Consider the following 21649-nt stretch of genomic DNA (forward strand, 5'->3'; position numbering starts at 1 on the left):
CCGGGTGGGCGCTCCCCCCGCGTCCGCGACCACCGCGGAACGCGCCGACGGCACTGCGCGCTTCGGGATCGAAGAGGAGTTCGTGCTCCTCGACGACTCCACTCTCATCCCGCTCGCGATGGGTGAGGGGGAACGGGAGCGGATCTCCGACGAGCACGCCCGCGGCTCCGTCGTGGCCGAGTATCTGACCTGCCAGCTGGAGTGCATCACCGAACCGGCGCACACGGCGGCGGATGCCGGCGAGCAGGTGCGGGCTCTGCGAGCCGTCGCCTCCGCGCACGCCGCCACGCACCGCGGCACCGCCGCCCCGTCTGGTACGGCCTTCGTCTCCGCGGGTGGCGTCGTCGTGTCGCCCTCCGCGCACTACGACGCCGTCGCAGCGCACCTGGGCGAGATCACGAGGGAGCATCAGGTGCAGGGCCTGCACGTCCACGTGGAGGTGCCCGACGAGGAGCAGCGCGTGCATGCCCTGAACAGGCTGCGCGCGTGGCTGCCGCTGCTTCATGCGATGACCGTGAACGCGCCGTTCGCCCGGGGACGGCACTCCGGGTTCGAGAGCTGGCGGAACATCATCATCCGTCGTCTGCCGACGTCGTGGTGCCCTCCGCAGTTCCGCGATGCGGCCGACTATCACGCGCGCGTCGAGCGGCTGGTCGCGCTCGGAGCCATCACCGAGCCGTCGTCGCTCGCCTGGGCCGTGCGCCTGTCCGAGCGCTACCCGACCGTCGAGGCGCGGGTCTTCGACGCGCAGCTCACTGCGGACGACAGCGTGTTCGCCGCCCTCCTCACGCGGGCCGTCGCCTACTCCGACACGCCGGCAGCCGGCGGCGAGCAGCGGATGGACGAGATCGACGCCGCCCTGTGGGCCGCGGCACGGCACGGCCTCGACGCCTCGGTGATCGACCCCGCATCGGACGAGATCGCTGCGGCGCGCACGGTGGCCAGGCGGATGCTCGACCTGCTCGGTCCCGTCCTCGACGAGTTCGGCGACAGGGAGTTCGTGGCGCAGCATCTCGAGCGCATCCTCGCAGACGGCACAGGAGCCGAACGTCAGCGGCGAGCCTATGCGAGCGGCGGCGTCGACGCCCTCCGCGACCTCTACCGCGCCGGCATGGACGCGTGACCGGCACGGAGTGGCCCGCCGTGGCAGGTCGGCAGCGGTGTCAGGACGGAGCGGCGGAGAGACCGCCGGGATCGGCCCGCCGTGGGGGTGGCCCGCAGTAGGGTCGGGCTGTGGCAACCTTCGCGCCCCTTCAGCGTCTGGTCATCGCTGTCGCGATCCTGGCATCCTTCGTGACCTTCCTCGACGGAACGGTCGTCAACGTCGCCCTGCCGGCGATCAGCCGCGATCTCGGCGGCGGCATCATCACGCAGCAGTGGGTCGTCGACGCGTACCTCATCACGCTGAGCGCTCTCATCCTGCTCGCCGGCTCGCTCTCCGACGCCTACGGGCGCGTACTCGTCATGCGCATCGGCCTCATCGGGTTCGGCGTCGCATCCGTGGCGGTCGCGGCCTCGTTCGATCCCCTCACCCTCATCGTCGCGCGCGCCGTGCAGGGCGCGGCGGGCGCTCTGCTCGTGCCGAGCTCGCTGGCGCTCATCACCGCCACCATGCGCGGCGACGTGCAGTCGCGCGCGATCGGCGTGTGGACCGCGTTCACGACGGCCGCGCAGCTGGTGGGGCCGCTGCTCGGCGGCGTGTTCGTCGACTTCCTGTCGTGGCGGTTCGTCTTCCTCATCAACGTCGTCCCGATCGCGGTGACGCTCGTGCTCCTGGCGCGGCTGCGGCTTCCCGAGCATCCGCGCGGTACGGGGGTCGACTGGTGGAGCGGTGCGCTGTGCGCGCTCGGGCTGGGCGCGGTCGTGTTCGCGCTCATCGAGCAGCCGGTGCGCGGTTGGGGGTCGCCCGTCATCTGGGCACCCGGCGCGGTCGGGCTGGTGCTGTTCGCCCTGTTCCTGGTCCGGCAGCAGCGCTCGTCCGCCCCGCTCATGCCGCTGGGGCTGTTCCGGGTGCGCGATTTCGCCTGGGGCAACCTGGCGACGCTGTTCGTCTATGCGGCGCTGTCGCTCAACGGCTTCGTGATCGGCGTGTACCTGCAGCAGGGCGCCGGGCTCCCTGCCACTGCCGCGGGCCTGGCGAGCCTCCCCATGACCGTCCTCATGATCCTCGTCAGCTCGCGCGCCGGAGCCTGGGCAGGCAGGCTGGGCCCTCGGCTGTTCATGACGGTCGGCCCGCTGGTGATGGCGGCGGGCGCGCTCCTGCTCCTCACCGTCGCCGAGAGGTTCGACTACTGGTGGCAGGTGCTGCCGGCCATGATCGTCATGGGCCTCGGCCTCTCGCTCACCGTCGCTCCGCTCACGGCCGCGATCCTCGGGGCGATCGACGAGGCGCGCTCGGGCATCGCATCGGCGGTCAACAACGCCGTGGCGAGGGTCGCCGGATTGCTCGTCGTGGCCATGATCTCGACGATCGTCGGGGGCACGCTCGATCTCGCCGGCTTCCACAGCGCCGCGTGGGTCACTGCGACGCTGGTCGCGGTCGGCGGGATCGTCTCGTGGATCGGCATCCGCGGCATCCCCGCAGACGCGGCGGGCGCAGACGGGCCGGCTCAGCCCGCCGGCGCCGGGTAGCGCACCGACGGGCCGTCGACGATCACCCCGCCCGCAGTGAGCGACGCCGCGACCTGCTGACCCGACGGCATGAGGTGCACGACGTCTTCACCGCGCGCGAGAAGGTGGTCGGCGATGATGCGGCGGTGGCAGCGCCACCACACGGCCTCGGAGCACATGATCGCCACCGGCTCCGCGGCCGGGTGCACGGGGCCTCGAGCCCGGCCGAGAAGGATGCCGACATCGCGTAGTCGGCGTAGTCGTGGAGGCTGCGCTTGCGCTACAACCGTTCACCTCGAAGGGGAGGAGGGGCGCCGCCCCTCCTCCCCTTCGCCGTCGTCAGACCTGCGACGCGGTCACGCGCTGCGTCGGCGCCAGAAGGCGATCGACGCGCCAGCCAGCAGCAGCATGGCCGCGAGCCCTGCGAGCCCCCAGGGGAACGCCCCGCCCGTGCGCGGCAGCTCGTTCACTCCCGGCGTGCCCGGATGGTTCGGGTCCACCGCGCCGCCGACGCCCGGCTCCTGCGTCTCCGGCTGCTCCGGATCGGCGTCGCCACCCGGCTCCTGCGTCCCCGGCTCCTCCGGATCGGCGTCCCCACCCGGCTCCTCCGTCCCCGGCTCCTCCGGGTCAGCGTCCCCACCCGGCTCCTCCGTCCCCGGCTCCTCCGGATCGGCGTCGCCACCCGGCTCCTGCGTCCCCGGCTCCTCCGGCGTGGTCGAGGTGCGCACGACGACGCCCGCGTCCCACGTCGGGTCGATGCCCTCGGTCGCCTTCACGTCCGCCCACGCGTACTCCTTGGTGAGCCGCGTGTTGTCCGGCCCCAGCACGATGGTCTGCGTCAGCCCGGTGGCGGGGTCGGCGTCCGAATCCACGGCGTCGTCCTCCCCGGCATCCGCCGTGGTGAAGGTGTAGACCTTCTGCTGCTCGGGCGTCAGGGTGAACCGCACGCGGTACTCCCCGGCGGGCAGCTCGTCGAACAGGTAGCGCCCACGCTCGTCGGTGCTCGTCGAGGCGATCACCTTGCCGTCGCGGAGCAGCTCCACCGTCACGCCGGTCAGCACCTCTTCGTCGTCGTCCTGCACGCCGTCGCGATCCGCATCGATCCACGTCACGTCTCCGATGGCGTAGGTCTTCTCGGGTTCGGGGTCTTCACCCGGCGTGTTGTAGAGCACGACGTCGGCCGATCCGCCGTCCTCATCCACGACGATGCGGCTGAGCTCGGTCGAGCGCAGGTAGCCCGACGGTGCCACATCCTCGCGCAGCCAGTACTCGCCCGGCGCCGTGACGACGGGAGTCGCTCCCTCGGCCGTGACGATGCGGCCGTCGACGACGCGCAGGTCGGTGAGGACCACGTCGCCCTGGTCGCCGGAGAGCACCGAGAACCGGGCGCCCGCGTCGGTGATGAGCTTCGCGGCATCCGTGCTGTCGCGCTTGAGCAGGCTCAGCGGATAGTCGTTCGTCGGCGTGATGGTCGCGCCCGACGAGCCGATCACATTGGTGATGCCCACGTTCGCGGTGTGGTCGACGACCCGCACCTTGAAGTACAGGCTCACCGTCTGCCCGCTTGTGAGCCGGCCGCGCTCGAGCGTCACGGTGTCGGCTTCGGCGTCATAGACCGCGGTGAGGTTCGATCCGGGGATCTGGTAGGTGGTGTCGCCGCTCGTCTGCCCCGACGACACGTCTCCGGGCGCGACGAATCCGACGAACTCCACACCTGCGGGCAGCACGTCGACGACGTCCCCGACCATGTTCGTGAACGTGCCATGCGGCAGGAGCTCGACGCGGTAGATGAACTCATCGGTGAGCAGCGCGCCGTCGGCGTCGAGCCCCACCCTCAGGTTGCCGGTGAACGCGTCGCCCGCGGCGTCGTACACCTGCTTGCGCACCTCCATCTCGTTGCCGTAGCTGGTGGCCGTCGCGCGGGCCTGCGAGGTGTAGACGATCTCCTGCCCGTCGCCTTCGTAGCGCGCGGCGTTCGTCACGTCGATGGTCTGCTTGCCCTGCACCACGTGGGTCGGGATCTCGACCGTGATGTTCCAGGTGCCGGTGAGCGGCTGCGGCGCGGCCGCGCCCCACTCGGCGTTCTTCGGGAAGGCGGCGTTCGGCGCGATCACGAGGTTGCCGTCGGCGTCGATCGACAGGTCGAACGTGTCGCCGTCGAGCGGGTAGTTCCACTCGTACCGTCCCGAGATCGACGCGGCGATCTGCGGCAGCGTCTCCTCGGAGACGTCGAGCACCGAGTGGTCGATCAGGTCCACGATCCGCGAGGAGGCGGCGTCGCCGACGCCCGCGCCGATCGTGAAGGTGAACGGCACCGTGGCGGACGTGCCGGCCGTCACCGTGATCGGTCCAGCCGGAGCGCGCTTGGAGAAGCGGCTCGGGTCGTCGACGCCCGCGCTGGTGTCCTTCGGCACGCTGATCGAGGTCGAGACGCCCTTGGTCTCGTAGCGGTTCTCGGCGTAGACGAAGTACGCCGTGTTGTCGACCCGGTACTGCGACTCGTACACGGTCTCGGATGCCGGCCGTGACGGCAGCGCCGTGATGGTCGCCGCGGCCGTGAGCGTGTAGGCGGCGGTGACGTCCTTGCCGATGTTGACGTACAGCGAGCGTCCGGAGACGGCGTAGGTGTTGACGTAGTCGTCCGCCGCGATCGCGGACTCGATGTCTCCCGTCAGACCAGCGGCGGGCTCGAGCGCGATCCGCGTGCCGTCGGCATCGGTGAGCACGAGGAAGTCGGCGTCGTCGACGTTCCACGAGATCTGGTCCGACAGCGCGTCGCGGATCACGACGTTGCGGTTCAGGGCGAAGGGGCCATCGGCGAAGTCGGCGAAGACGGTGAGGTCGGCGCCGAGCTTGTAGGTCACGGGGATGCCTTCGCCGAGCGTCGCACCGCCCGGCAGCTGCTCCTGCAGGGCCACGGCTGTCGGGTCGACCGACTTGGTGAACGCGGCGCCCGTGCCGGGGCGTGGCTGACCGGCGACGGTGCCCGAGATGCGGGTGCTGGTCGAATACTCCTGCCCATCGATCGTCGCCGTGTTCGTCAGGGCGACGGAGTACGAGCCCCCGTCGAGCTTGTCGACCGCGTCGTACGACTCCTGCAGCCGGTCGCGGATGGCCGGCGAGCGCCGCGGCGTCGGCGATCCGCGCCCGGTAGGTGAACGTGTACACCGAGTTCGCCTCGGCGGAGAAGTCGTAGGTGAACGAGGTGCCCGAGATCTCGGGCAGGCCGCTGAGAGCGGTGTTCACGGGGTTCAGCCCGTTCTCGTCGCGGATCACCCGGGAGCCGGAGAGCGAGCCGTCGACGAAGACGAGATCGTCGCCGAGCACGTCGCCGATCGAGACGTCACGGGCATCGGCGCTGGAGACGGTGATCGTGTACGGGATCTCGGCCTCGAGCGCTGCCGGGTCGATGACGACCTCGCCGTCGACGACGGAGTGCGGGATCGAGACCTGGCCGGCGGTCTTGTTCGCCCAGGTCGTCGTGTTCTGCGGGAAGTCGCCCGGCTCGACAACGATGATGCGCTGGGTCGTCGTCTCGCCGTCGACCACCCACACCAGATCGCGCGCCTGCGAGGACTCGACCGCGTCGACCGTGAAGCTCAGGTCGAGCACACCCTGGCTGACGTTGCCGGGGAACGGATCCATGAACGTCACGACGAGGCGCCCCGCGTCATCCATCGCGAGCGAGCGCACGGCGGTGTTGCCCGCGGGCACCTGCAGTGCGGATGCGGGGATGGTGATGCCGTCGGGCAGCTCGATCGCGACCACGGCCCCGTCGTCCATGCTGCCGTAGCCGAGCTGGAAGGGATCGCTCCCGCCCTCGGTCAGCACGGGCGTGCCGTTGTGGCTGGCTCCCGAGTCGACAGGGAAGACCGAGACCTCGCCGCCTGCGGCGAGCGCGGGCGCGCCCAGTCCGGTGACGATGAGCAGGGCGGTGAGGACGCCGGCGAGCCAGACCGCCAGGGCTCTGGCGCGCGAACGCGGTGCGATGGAAAGCGACACGAGTGTCTCCCGTCAAGACATCAGGGGTGAGCGAGGTTTCCCGCGAGGGCGCCGCGGCACGGCATCCTCGGTGCCGGAGGCGCGCACGCCGCAGCGTCGCACGGAGGGTCCGGCCCCGCTCAGCATGGCGTGACCGGATCGCGCCACCTCACGTCTGTGAGGGGTCGACGGGAAATGCGGTCGTTTCTGGCAGATTGTGCGACTCCACTGTCGCAGACGGCCGATGGAGGGCGCGGTACCGAGCGGGCGACGTGCCGTGGAAGGCGCGGAAGGCGCGGTGCGCCGAGTCCGAAGAGCCGAAGCCCACGCGGGCGGCGACGGCCTCGAACGCGTCGGTCGTCGTCAGGAGCCGATGCTCCGCCGCCTCGGCACGTCGCTTGCGATGCTCTGCGCGACGGTGAGGTCCTCGGTCCGGAAGAGCCGATGCAGCCGGCGCTCGGACACGCCGACGGCCCTTGCGATCGCCGAGGGCCCGAGCGACGGGTCGGCGTAGTCACGCTCGATGATGGCCCGTGCGCGGCGCACCACGGCGGCCGCGGGTTCCTCCTCGGGGAGTGCGTCGGGAGTGAGCAGGCCCCGCGTCAAGCCGATGATCGCGTGCGCGAGGATCTCCGCGTCGCGGGTGCCGTCATCGGGAGCGGATACGCCCAGCGACCGGACCAACGACGACCACGCGGCCCGCAGCGGCGAGGTGATCGGCGCGAGGAACCGGTCTCCGGGGAGCACGGCGGGGAGCCGCAAGGCGGCACGCGGGACGACCAGGGTGGCGAGGCGCACGGCCTCGCTGGCGCGCAGACGGAAGGGCGCTCCGGTGTCGACGGCGGTCATCTCGCCGGGTCGGAGCGGCGGGCGGTCGGGATCGTCGAAGTGGAGCACGCCGCCCTGCACCTCGATGAAGCGGACCAGCTCCTGCGTGCTCGCTGAGGTCATCGAGAACGCCGCAGCCGACAGCTCTTCGTAGGCGACCGTGTCGAGCGGCACGGACAGGAGGCGCGCGCGGAAGCGCTGCGGGTCTGCGGGCGTGACCTCGACGTTGGCCGACAGCCGGCGCGCACCCTCCACGCCGGTCAAGCTGTACACGGTTCGTCGCCCGCGTGAGGCGGCGAGCGTGAGGACACGTGCGTTCACCGACATCTCCCCTCCGCTCCCCAGCCGGAATCGCCAATCTATCGCGGAGTCCGGTCAGCCGATGCGGGCCGGCGTCGGAACTGCGTGCGTTCCGCCGGAACCGAGCCGCGCAGCCGATCGTGCCGACCGGCATACTGCAACCTCATCACGCGAGGGGCGATGCCCCATCCGGCGAATCCCGCCGTCGCACGAAATGAGCGAACGCATGCAGAATCCGAGAGGGTTCGAGGCGCGCGCCGCATCGATGAGGTGCGCGCCTCGTCGATGAGATCAGTCCGCCGAAGCGAGGAACGCCCGCACCTCGGTGACGGCCGGATGCTCGGAGCGCTCCGGCGCCGCGAACCCGCGCTCGCGGAGCCATGCGTCGTCGTAGAGCTTGTCGAGGTAGCCGCGGCCGTGGTCGGGGAGGAGCACGACCACCACATCGTCCTCCGTGAGGGCTGCGGCCGTGCGCAGCGCGGCGACCACCGCCATGCCGCTCGAACCGCCGACGAAGAGCCCCTCTTCCGCGGCGAGCCGACGGGTCATCGCGAACGACTCGGCATCCGACACCCGTTCGTACGCGTCGACCACGCTCGCGTCGAACGTCTGCGGGAAGAAGTCCTCGCCCACACCCTCGACGTGATACCCGTGGATGGGACCCCCGGAATAGATCGACCCCTCGGGGTCGGCGCCGATCACGCGAACGGCTCCCCCGCTCGCCTGCTTGAGGAACCGCCCGGTGCCGCTGATCGTGCCGCCCGTGCCGATGCCTGCGACGAAGTGGGTCACGCGCCCGTCCGTGTCGTCCCAGATCTCGGGGCCGGTCGTCTCGAAGTGTCCGCGCGGGCCGTTCTGATTCGCGAACTGATTGGGGTTGAACGCTCCGGGGATCTCGGCTGCGAGCCGCGCCGCGACGCTGTAGTACGAACGCGGGTCGGAAGGCTCGACGCTCGTCGGGGTGATCACGACCTCGGCGCCGAACCCTCGCAGGGTCGCGACCTTGGCACCGGCGAACTTGTCGGGGACGACGAACACCATGCGGTACCCCCGCTGGAGGGCGACGAGGGCGAGGCCGACGCCGGTGTTGCCGCTGGTGGCCTCCACGATCGTGCCGCCGGGGCGGAGATGGCCGTCGCGTTCCGCCGCGTCGATGATCGCGGCCGCGATGCGGTCTTTGGCCGAACCTCCGGGGTTGGCGTACTCCACCTTCGCGAGGACGGTCGGGCGGATGCCTTCCGTCACGGCGTTCAGGCGGACGAGGGGCGTGTGGCCGACGAGGTCGGCGATGTGCTGGGCGTAGCGCACGGGGGTTTCCTGACGTCGGTGCGCGCGGCATGCGCGCAGGGAGAAGGGTCGGTCGAAGGCGAGCGGATGCTCAGCGACAACAACGACACGTCAGGGACACAGAGGAACTGTATCCCGGCGAGTGCGACGATCGCAACACGCCGGCCGCGCTCAGGCGGGCCCAGCGGTCGGCCGCGCACTCGTAGCTCCGAGGGTCGCCCGGCGGCAGCGACCGTCCCGGCTACGCCGTGGACTCCCGGACGATGAGCTTGTGGGGTGCCACGATCTCCGTCGCGGGGAGCTCGGGGTCGTCGATCCGCTCCAGGATGCGGCGCACCGACTCCCTGGCGATGAACGGGGTGTCCAGCGAGATCGTGCTCAGGGACGGGCGGGCGAAGCGCCCCTCCTCCACATCGTCGATCCCGATCACGGCGACGTCCTCCGGCACGCGCAGTCCCGCGTCGAAGACCGCGCGCATCACGCCGATCGCGAGCAGGTCGGAGAAGCAGAAGATCGCATCCGGACGGTCCTCCAGCGCGAGCAGCTGCTGCGCTGCGCGGTATCCGTCGGGGCGGCTGTAGTGGGCGGCGGTCACGGCGTACTCGGGGCGCAACGGCATCCCCGCGTCGACGAGCGCCGATTCGTACCCGGCGGAGCGCTGCAGCGGGGTGGCGTACTCCTCCTGGGGTTGCGAGCCGATCGCAGCGATGCGGGTGCGCCCTGTCGCGATGAGGTGATTCACCGCGTCGCGCGCTGCGGCGACGTTGTCGATGGCGACGTGGTCGTAGCGGCCGTCGAACTCGTGCTCGCCGAGCAGGATCAACGGCATCCGCGTGGTGCCGGGCATGTCGAGCAGCTCCGCCTTGGTGACGAGCGGGCTGAACAGCAGTCCGTCGAAGAGCATCGTGCGGTCCTCGCCGGTGAGCAGCTGCTTCTCGCGTTCGTGGTCATGCCCGGTCTGATCGATCATCACCCGGTAGCCCACCTCGGCGGCGACCTCGATCACGTCGCGGGCGAGTTCACTGAAGTAGGGCACGTCGATCTCGGGGACCACGAGCGCGAGCATGCCGGTGCGCCCCGTTCGCAAGGTGCGCGCCACGGGGTTCGGCCGGTAGTCGAGCTCGTCGATCGCGGCGAGCACGCGCGCCCGCATCCGCTCGCTCACATGTGCGTAGCCGCTCACCACGTTGGACACGGTGCGCACCGAGACCTGGGCGTGGCGTGCGACATCGCGGAGCGTGGCGGGCATGGCGTCATCTTACCTTTTGCAACGTCGGCAAACGTGCGGTAGTGTTTTGCACACGTTGGCAAAGCCGGCGACGCAGCACACCCGAAACACGAACGCACGACTCGATACGAGATCGATCAGCACGAGCTCGAACAACACAAAGCTCGAACAACACAAAGGAGTGTCCATGAACCGCATCATGAAGAGACGCAGCACCCGTCTCGCCGCGGTCGGCGCGGTCGCGGTCACCGCGCTGGCCCTGACGGCCTGCGGCCCGGAGATCAGCGGCGGCGCCGACGGCGAGTCCGACTCGAACCTGCTCAAGGCCCCGACCACCGATCAGCCCGAGGGCGAGATCACGATCTGGGACCGCTCGGGCGACCTGTACGAGGTCTTCGACGCCGTCATCGACGACTTCACCGAGAAGTACCCGGGCATCACCGTGCACCACGAGGCCGTCGACATCAACTCGAAGCTCCAGAACACCCTCATCACCGGCACCGACGTGCCGGACGGAGTCTTCCTCGACGACGCCCTCGTCAGCGGCTACGTCGACTACCTGTGGGACCTCAGCGACGTGCTCGCCCCGTACGTCGACGACATCGCCCCGCAGAAGATCGATGCGACGACCGTCGACGGCGGCATCTACGGGGTGCCGTACGACCTCAACCCCGGTCTGCTGTTCTACAACGCGACGGCGCTCGAGGCCGCGGGCGTCGACGTCTCGGCGATCGAGACCTACGACGACCTGCTCGCCGCCGCCCGGGCGTACAAGGCGGCCGTCCCGAGCGCCAAGCCGATCCACCTCGAGCAGGGGGCCTTCCTCGGCCAGCTCCAGCTGGAGATGTTCGCCAGCCAGCTCGGCACGTCGATCGCGGATGCCGATGGCGACCTGCGTTTGGACAGCCCCGAGTACGAGCAGATCCTCACTTTCCTCGACACGGTGCAGTCCGAGGGCCTCGGCACTCGCGCCGAGTACCTCAACCCCACCGACATCGCCGAGCTGGAGAACGGCAACCAGGTGTTCTACCCCTGGGCCATCTGGTTCGACTTCGCACCGCAGCAGCTCCTGCCGGAGACCAGCGGCGACTGGCGCGCCATGGAGCTCCCCGCCTGGGAGGAGGGCGGCGCCCGCAGCGGCGCGATGGGCGGATCGTCGTTCGTGCTCCCGAAGGACGGCGAGAACTCCGAGCTGGCCTGGCTGTTCTACGAGTTCCTCATGTACGACGAAGCCGGCTACCGGGCGGTGTGGGGTGTCAACGACGTCTACCCGACCGGTCTGAACACCTCCATCCCGGCCTACCTGCCCGCCGCCGACCCGGCGACCCCGCTCTTCCAGCCGATCGAGGCGCTGGGCGGCCAGGATCTCTGGGAGGTCGCCACCACCGCGGGGGCGCAGATCCCCAGCGGAACGTCGATTCCGTCATGGTGGACCGGAGCCGTCGACTACCTCGGCGCCGACCTGCAGCGGATGCTCGACGGAGACCTCACCCCCGCCGAGGTCGTCAGCAGCGCGAGCGAAGGCATCCAGACCAACCTCATCGACAGGCAGTGACGAGCGGATGACCATCTCCACCCTCCCCTCCGCGGCGCCGCGGCGCACGCGACGACCGAGCGCTGCGCGGCTGCGCAGACGATCGGCTCCGTACCTCTTCGTGCTGCCGTTCGTGGCGATCTTCCTCGCGTTCAGCGTGTATCCGCTGATCTTCACGGCACGGCTGAGCTTCACGAACTGGCGCGGCTCCGGCGCCGCGGAGTGGGTCGGCTGGGGCAACTACACCTACCTGCTCACCAGCGAAGCGTTCTGGAACTCGCTGGGGAACTCGGCCATCCTCTGGCTGCTGATCGTCCCGATCCAGGTGGTGCTCGCCGTGCTCGTCGCGGTGCTGCTGAACTCGGCCAAGCTCCGTCTGCGCGGCCTCTACCGTGTGGCCTTCATCGTGCCGTTCGTCACGCCGCTCGTGGCGGTCGCCCAGATCTGGGTGGTGCTGTTCGACCAGCAATACGGGGCGGTCAACGCGATCCTCGGGGTCTTCGGGCTGCCCGACATCGGGTGGCTCACGACGAGCGCGTGGTCCAAGCCGACGCTCGCGCTGCTCTTCCTGTGGAAGACGACGGGCTTCATCGTGATCATCCTGCTCTCCGGCCTGCAGTCCATCGATCAGTCGATGTACGAGGCGGCCGAGCTCGACGGCGCGACCAAGCTCCGCCAGCTGTGGAGCATCACCGTGCCCCTGCTGCGCCGCACCATCATGTTCGCCGTGGTCCTGCAGACCCTCGCCGTCTTCCAGATGTTCGCGGAGCCGTTCGTGGTGACGCAGGGCGGTCCGTACAACTCCACGACCACGGCGGGCTACTACCTCTACAACCACATCACCAGGGGCGACCTGGGCACCGGAGCGGCGAACTCCTTCCTGCTCGTGATCCTCGTGATGGTGCTCTCGCTGTTCTTCGTGCGACTGCTGAGAGCGAAGGATTGACGATGACCGACACCCTCACCCGCCCCGTCGCCGCCGCACCGGCACCCGCCGCCGAGCGTCCACGGCATCGCCCGAGCCTGAGACTGGGCAGCCACGCGTTCCTGATGCTGCTGCTGATCGCGTTCCTCGCTCCGGTGGCCTGGGCCATCGTGTCGTCGTTCAAGCAGCCGAACGACATCATCCGCGACCCGCTCGGCTTCGACGTGTCGACGTTCACGCTGCAGAACTTCCTCGCGATGTTCCAGGACGTGCCGATCGCGAGCGGGTTCCTCAACACCGGCATCGTGCTGGTGATCAAGGGCGGCATCACGCTGTTCTTCGCCCCGCTGGCGGCCTTCGCCTTCGCGAAGTACGACTTCCTCGGCAAGAACCTCATCTTCGGCGCCGTGCTCGTCACCCTGATGCTGCCCACGATCGTGCTGATCATCCCCCTGCTGCTCGAGATGAAGGCGCTCGGCTGGGTCAACACGTATCAGGCCCTCATCCTGCCGGGAGCGATCGACGCGTTCGCCATCTTCTGGATGCGTCAGGTCATCACCGCCGTGCCCGATGAGCTGCTCGACGCCGCGCGGGTCGACGGCGCGAGCGAGTTCGGCATCTACTGGCGCGTGATCCTCCCGGTCATCCGCCCTGGGCTCGCCGGCCTCGCTGTGCTGACCATCATGAACATCTACAACGACTTCGTCTGGCCCGTCGTCGTCGCCAGCTCCGACCGGATGGCGACCCTCCAGGTCGTGCTGTCCACGCTCGCCCAGAACATCACGGGCAACCGGATCGGCGCCGATTACGCGACCGTCACCGGTGAGCTCCTGGCGGCGAGCTCCATCGCCCTCATCCCCCTGCTGGTGCTCTTCATCGTGCTCCAGCGTCACTTCATCAACGGCATCCTCGCCGGCAGCGTGAAAGGCTGAACGTGTCCCTCTCCACCACCATCCCGCCTCTGGTCTCCTCCGACGAGGAGGCGGTGCCCCGCCCGGAGTACCCCCGGCCCGATCGTGATCGCTCCGAGCGCTGGCTGACCCTTAACGGCCGGTGGGCGTTCGAGGCCGATGGCACCGAGACCACCATCACGGTGCCGTTCGCCTGGGAGACCGCGGCCTCCGGCGTCGCGCTCACCTGGCTCGAGCGCGGCGTGTACCGTCGCCGGGTCACCGCTCCCGCCGAGTGGTCAGGGCGGCGGATCGTGCTGAGCTTCGGCGCCGTGCACCACCGCGCCGTCGTCCGGATCGACGGGACCGTCGTCGGCGAGCACGTCGGCGGCTACGACTCCTTCGAGTTCGACGTGACCGACGCCCTCGCACCCGGCGTCGAATCCGAGCTGACCGTCGAGGTCGACGCTCCCGCCGACAAGCGCGAGATCGTGCACGGCAAGCAGCGCTCGATCCCGCGCGACGATTACGACGGCGTCTCGTTCACGCCGACCTCCGGCATCTGGCAGTCGGTCTGGCTGGAGGCTCGCGGGCGCACCTACGCCCGCACGGTGACGCTGCGCGGCGACAGCCTGACCGGCATCGACGTGACGGTCGATCTGCTGGGCGACCGCGTCTCCGACGTCCCCGTTCGGGTGCGGGTCGTGAACGCGGATGCCGGCGACGGCGGCGAGATCGCGCTGACCTCGGATGCCGGCGGACGCGCGTCAGGGAGAATCGCACTGGCCGAGCCGCGGTTGTGGTCTCCGGAAGAGCCGTACCTGTACCGCGTCGAGGTGGTCACAGGCGACGACGACCTCGTCGATCGCGTCATCGCCACCACGGGGCTCCGCCGCATCGAGGCCCGCGGCGAGCAACTGTGGCTGAACGGCTCGCGCCTGTACGTGCGGGGCGTGCTCGATCAGGGCTACTGGCCGCGGACCGGCCTGACGGCCCCCGACGCCGAGGCTCTTCGACGCGACATCGCCCTGGCGAGGGAGCTCGGCTACAACCTCGTGCGCAAGCATCTGAAGTTCGAGGACCCCATCTGGCTTCACGAGGCCGACGTGACCGGCACGCTGGTGTGGGCGGAGCCGGCCTGTCCCAGCCGCTTCTCCGACACGTCCGCCGCGGCCTTCGAAGCGCAGATCCCCGCGATGGTCGAGCGCGACGGCAATCACCCGAGCATCGTCATCTGGGGTCTGTACAACGAGGAGTGGGGCCTGGACTGGGACATCCCCGGCAGCACGGAGCGTGCCCAAGCCGCGGTGCGCGCATACGACCTGCTTCGGGCCATCGACGACACGCGCCCCATCGTGGAGAACTCGGGCTGGGCTCACGTGAAGAGCGACCTCGTCGACTGGCACTACTACGAGCCCGACATCGCGACGTGGAAGCAGACGATCGCGGACCTCGCGGCAGGAGTGCGGGAGGCCTTCCCCGTGCGGCTCGGCCCCGACTTCATCGTCGACAAGTCGTTCTACGGCGCGGAGTCGTTCCCCCGCACCGGCGTGCCGATCCTCAACAGCGAGTACGGGGAGGGCTTCACCAGCCTCGAACGCGCTTGGCACCTGCGGTGGGAGACGCAGGAGCTGCGCCGCCACGACCGCTACTCCGGCTACGTGTACACCGAGTTCTCCGACGTCGAACACGAGTGCGCGGGCCTCCTCACCGAGGACCGTCGCGCCAAGGACTGGGGCGGATGCGTACCCGCCCATGTCAACGCCGACACGGTGCTCGTCCTCGACCTCATCCCCGCGCGGGCCGGGGCCGATCTCGCCACGCCGGTCGACGCGTTCGACCTCGATGTGCACATCTCCCATCACGGGCGGCACGCCGTGCGCGCGACGGTCCACGCCGCCTGGGTCAGGGCGGGAGGAGACGCCGAGTCGCTCCCTCAGGCTCAGGCCTCGACAGCCCCGATCGACGCGCTCCCGTTCACGCTCTCCGATGCGGCGAGGCTCTCCGTTCCCGCGCGTGCGGCGGCGGGGCGACTGCTGTTGTGGGCGGTCGACGCCGCGGGTACGGTGATCGCGCGCTCGTTCCTCGACGCAGCGCCCGTCGAGCAGCCGAACCGCAGGGGCGCGCGCGACACGACGGCGTGACGACCGGTGGGGGCGGGCCGTGCGCGTCGACGGCCCGCCCCGACCCGTATCCGACGCCGGCGTCGCCAGACCCGCCTTCGCTGGTCAGCGTTTACCAGATCTGGCACTCGACTCCCTCGCAACGAGCTCGGGCCGGAACCGAACTCGCCGCTCGTGCTCGACGCCGTCGAGCTCTTTGAGGAGCAGATCGACACCGGTCCAGCCGAGGAGCCGCGCAGGCTGGTGCACCGAGCTCAGAGACACGACCATCGCCGACGCGAAGTCGATGTCGTCATAGCCGACCATCGCGATATCGTCCGGCACGCGGATGCCGGTGCCTCCCCTGAACGCCTGCAGCAGACCCACGGCGAGGAGGTCGTTCGCGGCGAACACTGCATCCGGCCTCTCTCCGGCAGGGCGCCGCGCGATCCCTGCCCCTGCTGCCCGCCCCTGCAGCACGGTCAAGGCCGTCTGCTCGATCACCTCGAGCGTGGCGGTCGGATGCTCCGCCATGGCGGCCCGTGCGCCTTCGAGGCGATCCGCGACCTGCCGCACGGACCGTGGGCCGCAGACATAAGCGAGCCGCCGCCGACCGGCGGCGAGGAGATGTGCGGCTGCGAGCCGCCCACCCTCCACGTCGTCGACGGAGACCGAGGGAAACACCTCATCCTCCGCTTCGCGGTCGACGAGAACCACCGGCATACCACCTGCCGCGAAGCGGCGGACACCATCGAGCGCCTCGGATGCCGGGGTCAGCAGCACGCCGTTCACGCGCTGCTCGCGGAACAGCTCGAGGTGCGCCTCCTGCCGGTCTTCGCGCTCATCGCTGTTGCCGAGGAGCACAGTCATGCCGGCATCCGCCGCCCTGTCCTCCGCCCCTCTCGCGACCTCCGCGAAGAACGGGTTGCCGATGTCGGGAACGATCAGGCCGATGCTGCGGCTGCGGCCTGCGCGAAGCTGTCTGGCCGCGTCATTACGCACGAATCCGAGCTCCTGGATGGCGCGCTGCACCCTCGCAACGGTGCGCGCCGAGACGCGCTCCGGCCGATTGAGCACGTTGGACACGGTGCCCACCGAGACGCCGGCAGCAGCCGCCACGTCTCTCACACTGACCGCCACCGCGTTCCTCCGCTGATCACATCACGAAGCTCGACCGCCCCACGTCCTTGACCTAGACAACTTACCGCCCCTATCGTGATTTGAAACGATTCATTAGGGATCGATCCCACGGGCAGCACTCCACTCCCGGCACTGATCGGAAGGCGAATCCACCATGAGCATCCTCGCGCCCCTCCATCTCGACCTTCTCGAGCGCCAGGCCATCGAGCTGCCCTCCTGGGCGTTCGGGAACTCCGGTACCCGGTTCCGGGTGTTCGGCACTCCCGGCACGCCTCGCGACCCGTTCGAGAAGATCGCGGACGCCGCGCAGGTGCACAGGCACACGGCGCTCGCGCCGACGGTGGCCCTGCACATCCCCTGGGACATGTGCGACTTCGGCGACCTGCGCAAGCACGCCGAGGACCACGGCGTCGCGCTCGGCACGATCAACTCGAACACCTTCCAGGACGAGGACTACAAGTTCGGCGCCCTCACGCACGAGGACGGCAGGATCAGGCAGAAGGCGATCGACCACCACTTCGCGTGCATCGACGTGATGAACGAGACCGGCAGCCGTGACCTCAAGATCTGGCTCGCCGAGGGCTCGAACTACCCGGGACAGGCCGACATGCGGGGGCGTCAGGACCGGTTGCACGACTCGCTCGCAGCGATCTATGCACGGCTCGGCGACGACCAGCGCCTGGTGCTGGAGTACAAGTTCTTCGAGCCGGCCTTCTATCACACCGACGTGCCCGACTGGGGAACGTCCTACGCGCAGGTGGCGGCTTTGGGCGACAAGGCGATGGTGTGCCTCGACACCGGGCACCACGCCCCCGGCACGAACATCGAGTTCATCGTGATGCAACTGCTCCGGCTCGGCAAGCTCGGCTCCTTCGACTTCAACAGCCGCTTCTACGCCGACGACGACCTGATCGTGGGCGCGGCCGACCCGTTCCAGCTGTTCCGCATCCTGTTCGAGGTCGTCCGCGGAGGCGGATTGAACAACCCCGACGTGGCGTTCATGCTCGACCAGTGCCACAACGTCGAAGACAAGATCCCCGGGCAGATCCGGTCGGTCCTCAACGTGCAGGAGATGACGGCGCGGGCGCTGCTCGTCGACCGCGACGCGCTGGCCGCCGCCCAGAAGGCGGGCGACGTGCTCACGGCGAACGCCGTCTTCATGGACGCCTTCTACACCGACGTGCGCCCCGCCCTCGCCGACTGGCGCGAGTCGCGCGGCCTGCCCGCCGACCCGATGGCCGCGTATGCGGCATCCGGCTACCAGCAGCGGATCGCCGCCGAGCGCGTCGGAGGGGTGCAGGCCGGCTGGGGCGCCTGACCCGCGATCGCATCGACGACACTCACCGAAGGACACCGTGATGACCAACCCCACCGCCGCCGCCCTCATCGAGCGGTCGAACCGCCTGGGCGCCGACCCGAAGAACACGAACTACGCCGGAGGCAACACCTCCGCCAAGGGCACCGACACCGATCCCGTGACGGGCGAGCCGGTCGAACTGCTCTGGGTCAAGGGCTCCGGCGGAGACCTCGGCACCCTCACCGAGCAGGGCCTCGCCGTGCTGCGCCTCGACCGCATGCGCGCGCTCGTCGACGTGTACCCCGGCGTCGACCGCGAAGACGAGATGGTCGCCGCGTTCGACTACTGCCTGCACGGCAGGGGCGGCGCGGCCCCGTCGATCGACACCGCCATGCACGGTCTCGTCGACGCCGCGCACGTCGACCATCTGCACCCGGATTCCGGCATCGCGATCGCGACCGCCGCCGACGGCGAGGCGCTGACCGCGAAGATCTTCGGCGACCGCGTCGTGTGGGTGCCGTGGCGCCGGCCCGGCTTCCAGCTCGGCCTCGACATCGCCGAGATCAAGGCGAAGAACCCTGCCGCGGTCGGCTGCATCCTCGGCGGCCACGGCATCACCGCCTGGGGCGACACCTCCGAACAGGCCGAGGCCAACTCGCTGTGGATCATCGACACCGCCGCCGCCTACATCGCCGAGCACGGCAAGGAGCAGCCGTTCGGCGGCATCCGCGCCGGCTACGAGGCGCTTCCGGAGGCCGCCCGTCGCGAGCGGGCTGCGGCCCTCGCCCCCACGATCCGCGGCATCGCCTCGCAGGACAAGCCCATGGTCGGCCACTTCACCGACGCCGACGTCGTGCTCGACTTCCTCGCGTCCGAGAAGGCACCGGCCCTCGCGGCGCTCGGCACGAGCTGCCCCGACCACTTCCTGCGCACCAAGGTCAAGCCGCTCATCCTCGACCTCCCGGCCACGGCATCCGTCGAGGAGCAGGTCGCACGGCTGCACGAGCTGCACGCCGAGTACCGCGCCGACTACCAGGCCTACTACGACGCGCACGCCACGGCCGACTCCCCCGCCATCCGCGGGGCCGACCCGCTCATCGTGCTGATCCCCGGTATCGGCATGTTCTCCTACGGCGCCAACAAGCAGACCGCGCGCGTCGCCGGAGAGTTCTACGTCAACGCGATCAACGTGATGCGCGGCGCCGAGGCGCTCAGCACCTACTCGCCCATCTCCGACGCCGAGAAGTTCCGCATCGAGTACTGGGCGCTGGAGGAGGCCAAGCTGCAGCGGATGCCGAAGCCGAAGACGCACCAGGGGCGCGTCGCGTTCGTCACCGGCGCCGCGAGCGGCATCGGAAAGGCGATCGCCACCCGCCTGGCCGCCGAGGGGGCGTGCGTCGTCGTCGCCGACCTCGACCTCGAGAAGGCACAGGCGGCGGCGTCTGAGCTGGGTGGCACGGACGTGGCGATCGGCGTCGCCGCGAACGTCGCGGATGCCGATGCCGTGCAGGCCGCGCTGAACGAGGCTGTGCTCGCGTTCGGCGGGGTCGATCTCGTCGTCAACAACGCCGGGCTCTCGCTGTCGAAGCCGCTGCTGGAGACCACGGAGAAGGACTGGGATCTGCAGCACGACGTCATGGCGAAGGGCTCGTTCCTCGTGTCGAAGGCTGCCGCGCGGATCCTCATCGATCAGAAGCTCGGTGGCGACATCGTCTACATCTCGTCGAAGAACTCCGTGTTCGCGGGCCCCAACAACATCGCCTATTCCGCGACGAAGGCCGACCAGGCACACCAGGTGCGCCTGCTCGCGGTGGAGCTCGGCGAGCACGGCATCCGCGTCAACGGCATCAACCCCGACGGTGTCGTGCGCGGCTCCGGCATCTTCGCCTCCGGATGGGGTGCGAACCGCGCCGCGACCTACGGCGTCGCCGAGGAGGATCTCGGCCAGTTCTACGCGAACCGCACGATCCTCAAGCGCGAGGTCGTGCCGGAGAACGTCGCGGATGCCGTGTACGTGCTGACCGGCCCCGAACTCAGCCGCACCACCGGCCTGCACATCCCCGTCGACTCCGGCGTCGCCGCCGCGTTCCTCCGATGAGCCGGCGTGCCGTCGCCGCCGTCGATCTCGGCGCGACCAGCGGTCGGGTGATGATCGGGCGGATCGGCGACGGGACGCTGGAGCTCGAGCTCGTGTCGCGCTTCCCCAACGGGCCGATCGAGCGCGCGGACGGGCTGCACTGGGACTTCGGCACCCTGTACGAGAGCGTGCTCGACGGGCTCGCCGAGGCGGTGCGCCGTGAACCCTCGATCGAGAGCATCGGCATCGACTCCTGGGCGGTCGATTACGGCCTGCTGAGGGACGGCGAGCTGCTCGCCGAGCCTTTCCACTACCGCGACGAACGCAGCGCCGCCGGGGTCGAGCTCGTGCATGAGACCGTGCCGTTCGGCGAGCTGTACCGGCGCAACGGACTGCAGTTCCTGCCGTTCAACACGCTGTACCAGTGGCGCGTCGACGAGAGGACGGCCGACGCCGACGCCGCACTCCTCATCCCCGACCTCATCGCGTACCTGCTGACCGGCGTCGCCGTGGCCGAGCGCACCAACGCGTCGACGACCGGCCTGCTCCGGGTGACCGACGGCGAGTGGGACACCGAGCTCGCCGAGGCCCTGGGCATCCCGACGCGCATCCTGCCGACGCTCGTCGACCCTGGCGCCGTCATCGGCCGGCTCCGGCCCGAGCTCGCGGCGCGCGTTGGCGCCGACCTTCCGGTGATCGCGGTGGGCTCGCACGACACCGCATCCGCCGTCGCCGCGGCGCCGCTGGCCACACCCGACTCGGCCTACATCTCGTGCGGCACATGGGGGCTGGTCGGCGTCGAGCTTGCCGAGCCGGTGCTGACGGATGCCGCACGCGAGGCCAATTTCACGAACGAGCGCGGGGTCGACGGGCGCGTCCGCTTCCTGCACAACGTCACAGGGCTCTGGCTGCTCAGCGAGACCGTGCGCGCATGGGAGGCCGAGGACGCCGCGCCGATCGATCTGCCCGCGCTGCTCGCGGCTGCCGCCGAGACCGCGGGACCCGTGCCGATCTTCGACGCGAACGATCCGTCGCTGAGCGCTCCCGGCGACATGCCCGCGCGCATCGCCTCGCTGCTCGGCGCCGGTGCGCCGACGTCCCGGCCCGGCCTCGCGCGCACCATCGTGGAGTCCATCGCTGAGGCGTTCGCGGTCGCCGTGCGGACGGCATCCGCCCTCACCGCGCGGCGGATCGACAGCATCCATCTCGTCGGCGGCGGCTCGCTGAACCGCCTGCTCTGCCAGGCCGCCGCGAACCGCAGCGGCCTGCCGGTGTTCGCGGGCCCCGTCGAGGCGACCGCACTGGGCAACCTGCTCGTCCAGGCGCGCGCGCTGACGGGGACCCCGTCGTCCGTCGACGACATGCGCGCGCTCGTCAGCCGGAGCACCCGCCCAGAGCGTTACGCACCCGCGGGCGGAGTCACGGAGAGCTGACGCCATCGCGCCGGGGG

At 70.0% G+C, this 21649-nt stretch carries 17 protein-coding genes; 10 read left to right on the forward strand and 7 right to left on the reverse strand.

The window, feature by feature from the left end:
* Positions 1 to 4: 4 nt before the first annotated feature.
* Entirely contained in the window at positions 5 to 1123 is a 1119-nt protein-coding gene (locus tag AB663_RS01355) for a carboxylate-amine ligase (RefSeq protein ID WP_067194866.1), read from the forward strand.
* A 110-nt stretch (positions 1124 to 1233) separates the two neighbouring features.
* Positions 1234 to 2631 carry an MFS transporter gene (locus tag AB663_RS01360; RefSeq protein WP_067194870.1) on the forward strand — a complete coding sequence of 466 codons (1398 nt, stop codon included), beginning with the start codon at positions 1234 to 1236 and terminating at the stop codon, positions 2629 to 2631.
* On the opposite strand, the gene AB663_RS01365 is transcribed toward AB663_RS01360, so the two are convergent.
* Together AB663_RS01365 and AB663_RS01370 are read right to left on the reverse strand one after the other, a co-directional pair.
* On the reverse strand, positions 2610 to 2819 hold the full coding sequence (locus AB663_RS01365; RefSeq protein ID WP_067194872.1) for a DUF488 domain-containing protein: 210 nt from the start codon (positions 2817 to 2819) through the stop codon (positions 2610 to 2612). The genes AB663_RS01360 and AB663_RS01365 overlap by 22 nt on opposite strands.
* Positions 2820 to 2966: 147 nt before the next feature.
* Entirely contained in the window at positions 2967 to 5528 is a 2562-nt protein-coding gene (locus AB663_RS01370; RefSeq protein ID WP_067194875.1) for an SdrD B-like domain-containing protein, read from the reverse strand.
* Positions 5529 to 5806: 278 nt separating this feature from the next.
* Between AB663_RS01370 and AB663_RS01375 the strand changes: the two genes are divergently transcribed.
* On the forward strand, positions 5807 to 6403 hold the full coding sequence (locus AB663_RS01375) for a hypothetical protein (protein WP_067194878.1): 597 nt from the start codon (positions 5807 to 5809) through the stop codon (positions 6401 to 6403).
* A 357-nt stretch (positions 6404 to 6760) separates the two neighbouring features.
* On the opposite strand, the gene AB663_RS17720 is transcribed toward AB663_RS01375, so the two are convergent.
* From AB663_RS17720 to AB663_RS01390, 4 genes are all read right to left on the reverse strand, one after another.
* Positions 6761 to 6958 (reverse strand): hypothetical protein, encoded by a 198-nt coding sequence (locus AB663_RS17720; RefSeq protein WP_083511043.1) that lies wholly within the window; start codon positions 6956 to 6958, stop codon positions 6761 to 6763.
* Entirely contained in the window at positions 6955 to 7740 is a 786-nt protein-coding gene (locus tag AB663_RS01380; protein ID WP_198147900.1) for a hypothetical protein, read from the reverse strand. Before AB663_RS01380 ends, AB663_RS17720 begins: the two co-directional genes overlap by 4 nt.
* A 270-nt stretch (positions 7741 to 8010) precedes the next feature.
* Positions 8011 to 9027, reverse strand: a complete 1017-nt coding sequence (locus AB663_RS01385; RefSeq protein ID WP_067194884.1) for a pyridoxal-phosphate dependent enzyme — start codon at positions 9025 to 9027, stop codon at positions 8011 to 8013.
* A gap of 220 nt (positions 9028 to 9247) precedes the next feature.
* Positions 9248 to 10255: a LacI family DNA-binding transcriptional regulator gene (locus AB663_RS01390; RefSeq protein ID WP_067194887.1), complete on the reverse strand. Its 1008-nt coding sequence runs from the start codon at positions 10253 to 10255 to the stop codon at positions 9248 to 9250.
* A 166-nt stretch (positions 10256 to 10421) separates the two neighbouring features.
* On the opposite strand from AB663_RS01390, the gene AB663_RS01395 reads away from it, so the two are divergent.
* From AB663_RS01395 to AB663_RS01410, 4 genes are read left to right on the forward strand one after another with little or no spacing between them, the layout of a single operon-like run.
* Positions 10422 to 11789, forward strand: a complete 1368-nt coding sequence (locus AB663_RS01395; protein WP_067194889.1) for an ABC transporter substrate-binding protein — start codon at positions 10422 to 10424, stop codon at positions 11787 to 11789.
* A gap of 7 nt (positions 11790 to 11796) precedes the next feature.
* Entirely contained in the window at positions 11797 to 12714 is a 918-nt protein-coding gene (locus AB663_RS01400) for a carbohydrate ABC transporter permease (RefSeq protein ID WP_067194891.1), read from the forward strand.
* A gap of 2 nt (positions 12715 to 12716) precedes the next feature.
* A complete protein-coding gene (locus tag AB663_RS01405) occupies positions 12717 to 13625 on the forward strand; it encodes a carbohydrate ABC transporter permease (RefSeq protein WP_067194893.1) in 909 nt (302 codons plus the stop codon).
* Positions 13626 to 13627: 2 nt separating this feature from the next.
* Positions 13628 to 15727: a glycoside hydrolase family 2 protein gene (locus tag AB663_RS01410; RefSeq protein WP_067194895.1), complete on the forward strand. Its 2100-nt coding sequence runs from the start codon at positions 13628 to 13630 to the stop codon at positions 15725 to 15727.
* An 84-nt stretch (positions 15728 to 15811) separates the two neighbouring features.
* On the opposite strand, the gene AB663_RS01415 is transcribed toward AB663_RS01410, so the two are convergent.
* Positions 15812 to 16825, reverse strand: coding sequence for a LacI family DNA-binding transcriptional regulator (locus AB663_RS01415; protein ID WP_198147901.1), 1014 nt, complete (start codon positions 16823 to 16825; stop codon positions 15812 to 15814).
* Between the two features lie 154 nt (positions 16826 to 16979).
* On the opposite strand from AB663_RS01415, the gene rhaI reads away from it, so the two are divergent.
* From rhaI to AB663_RS01430, 3 genes are read left to right on the forward strand one after another with little or no spacing between them, the layout of a single operon-like run.
* Positions 16980 to 18143, forward strand: a complete 1164-nt coding sequence (gene rhaI, locus AB663_RS01420; protein ID WP_067194899.1) for an L-rhamnose isomerase — start codon at positions 16980 to 16982, stop codon at positions 18141 to 18143.
* Positions 18144 to 18183: 40 nt separating this feature from the next.
* Entirely contained in the window at positions 18184 to 20220 is a 2037-nt protein-coding gene (locus AB663_RS01425) for a bifunctional rhamnulose-1-phosphate aldolase/short-chain dehydrogenase (protein ID WP_067194903.1), read from the forward strand.
* Positions 20217 to 21632 (forward strand): rhamnulokinase, encoded by a 1416-nt coding sequence (locus tag AB663_RS01430; RefSeq protein WP_067194907.1) that lies wholly within the window; start codon positions 20217 to 20219, stop codon positions 21630 to 21632. Before AB663_RS01425 ends, AB663_RS01430 begins: the two co-directional genes overlap by 4 nt.
* Positions 21633 to 21649 lie beyond the last annotated feature (17 nt).

The sequence above is a fragment of the Microbacterium sp. XT11 genome (assembly GCF_001513675.1).
Taxonomy (GTDB): Bacteria; Actinomycetota; Actinomycetes; order Actinomycetales; family Microbacteriaceae; genus Microbacterium.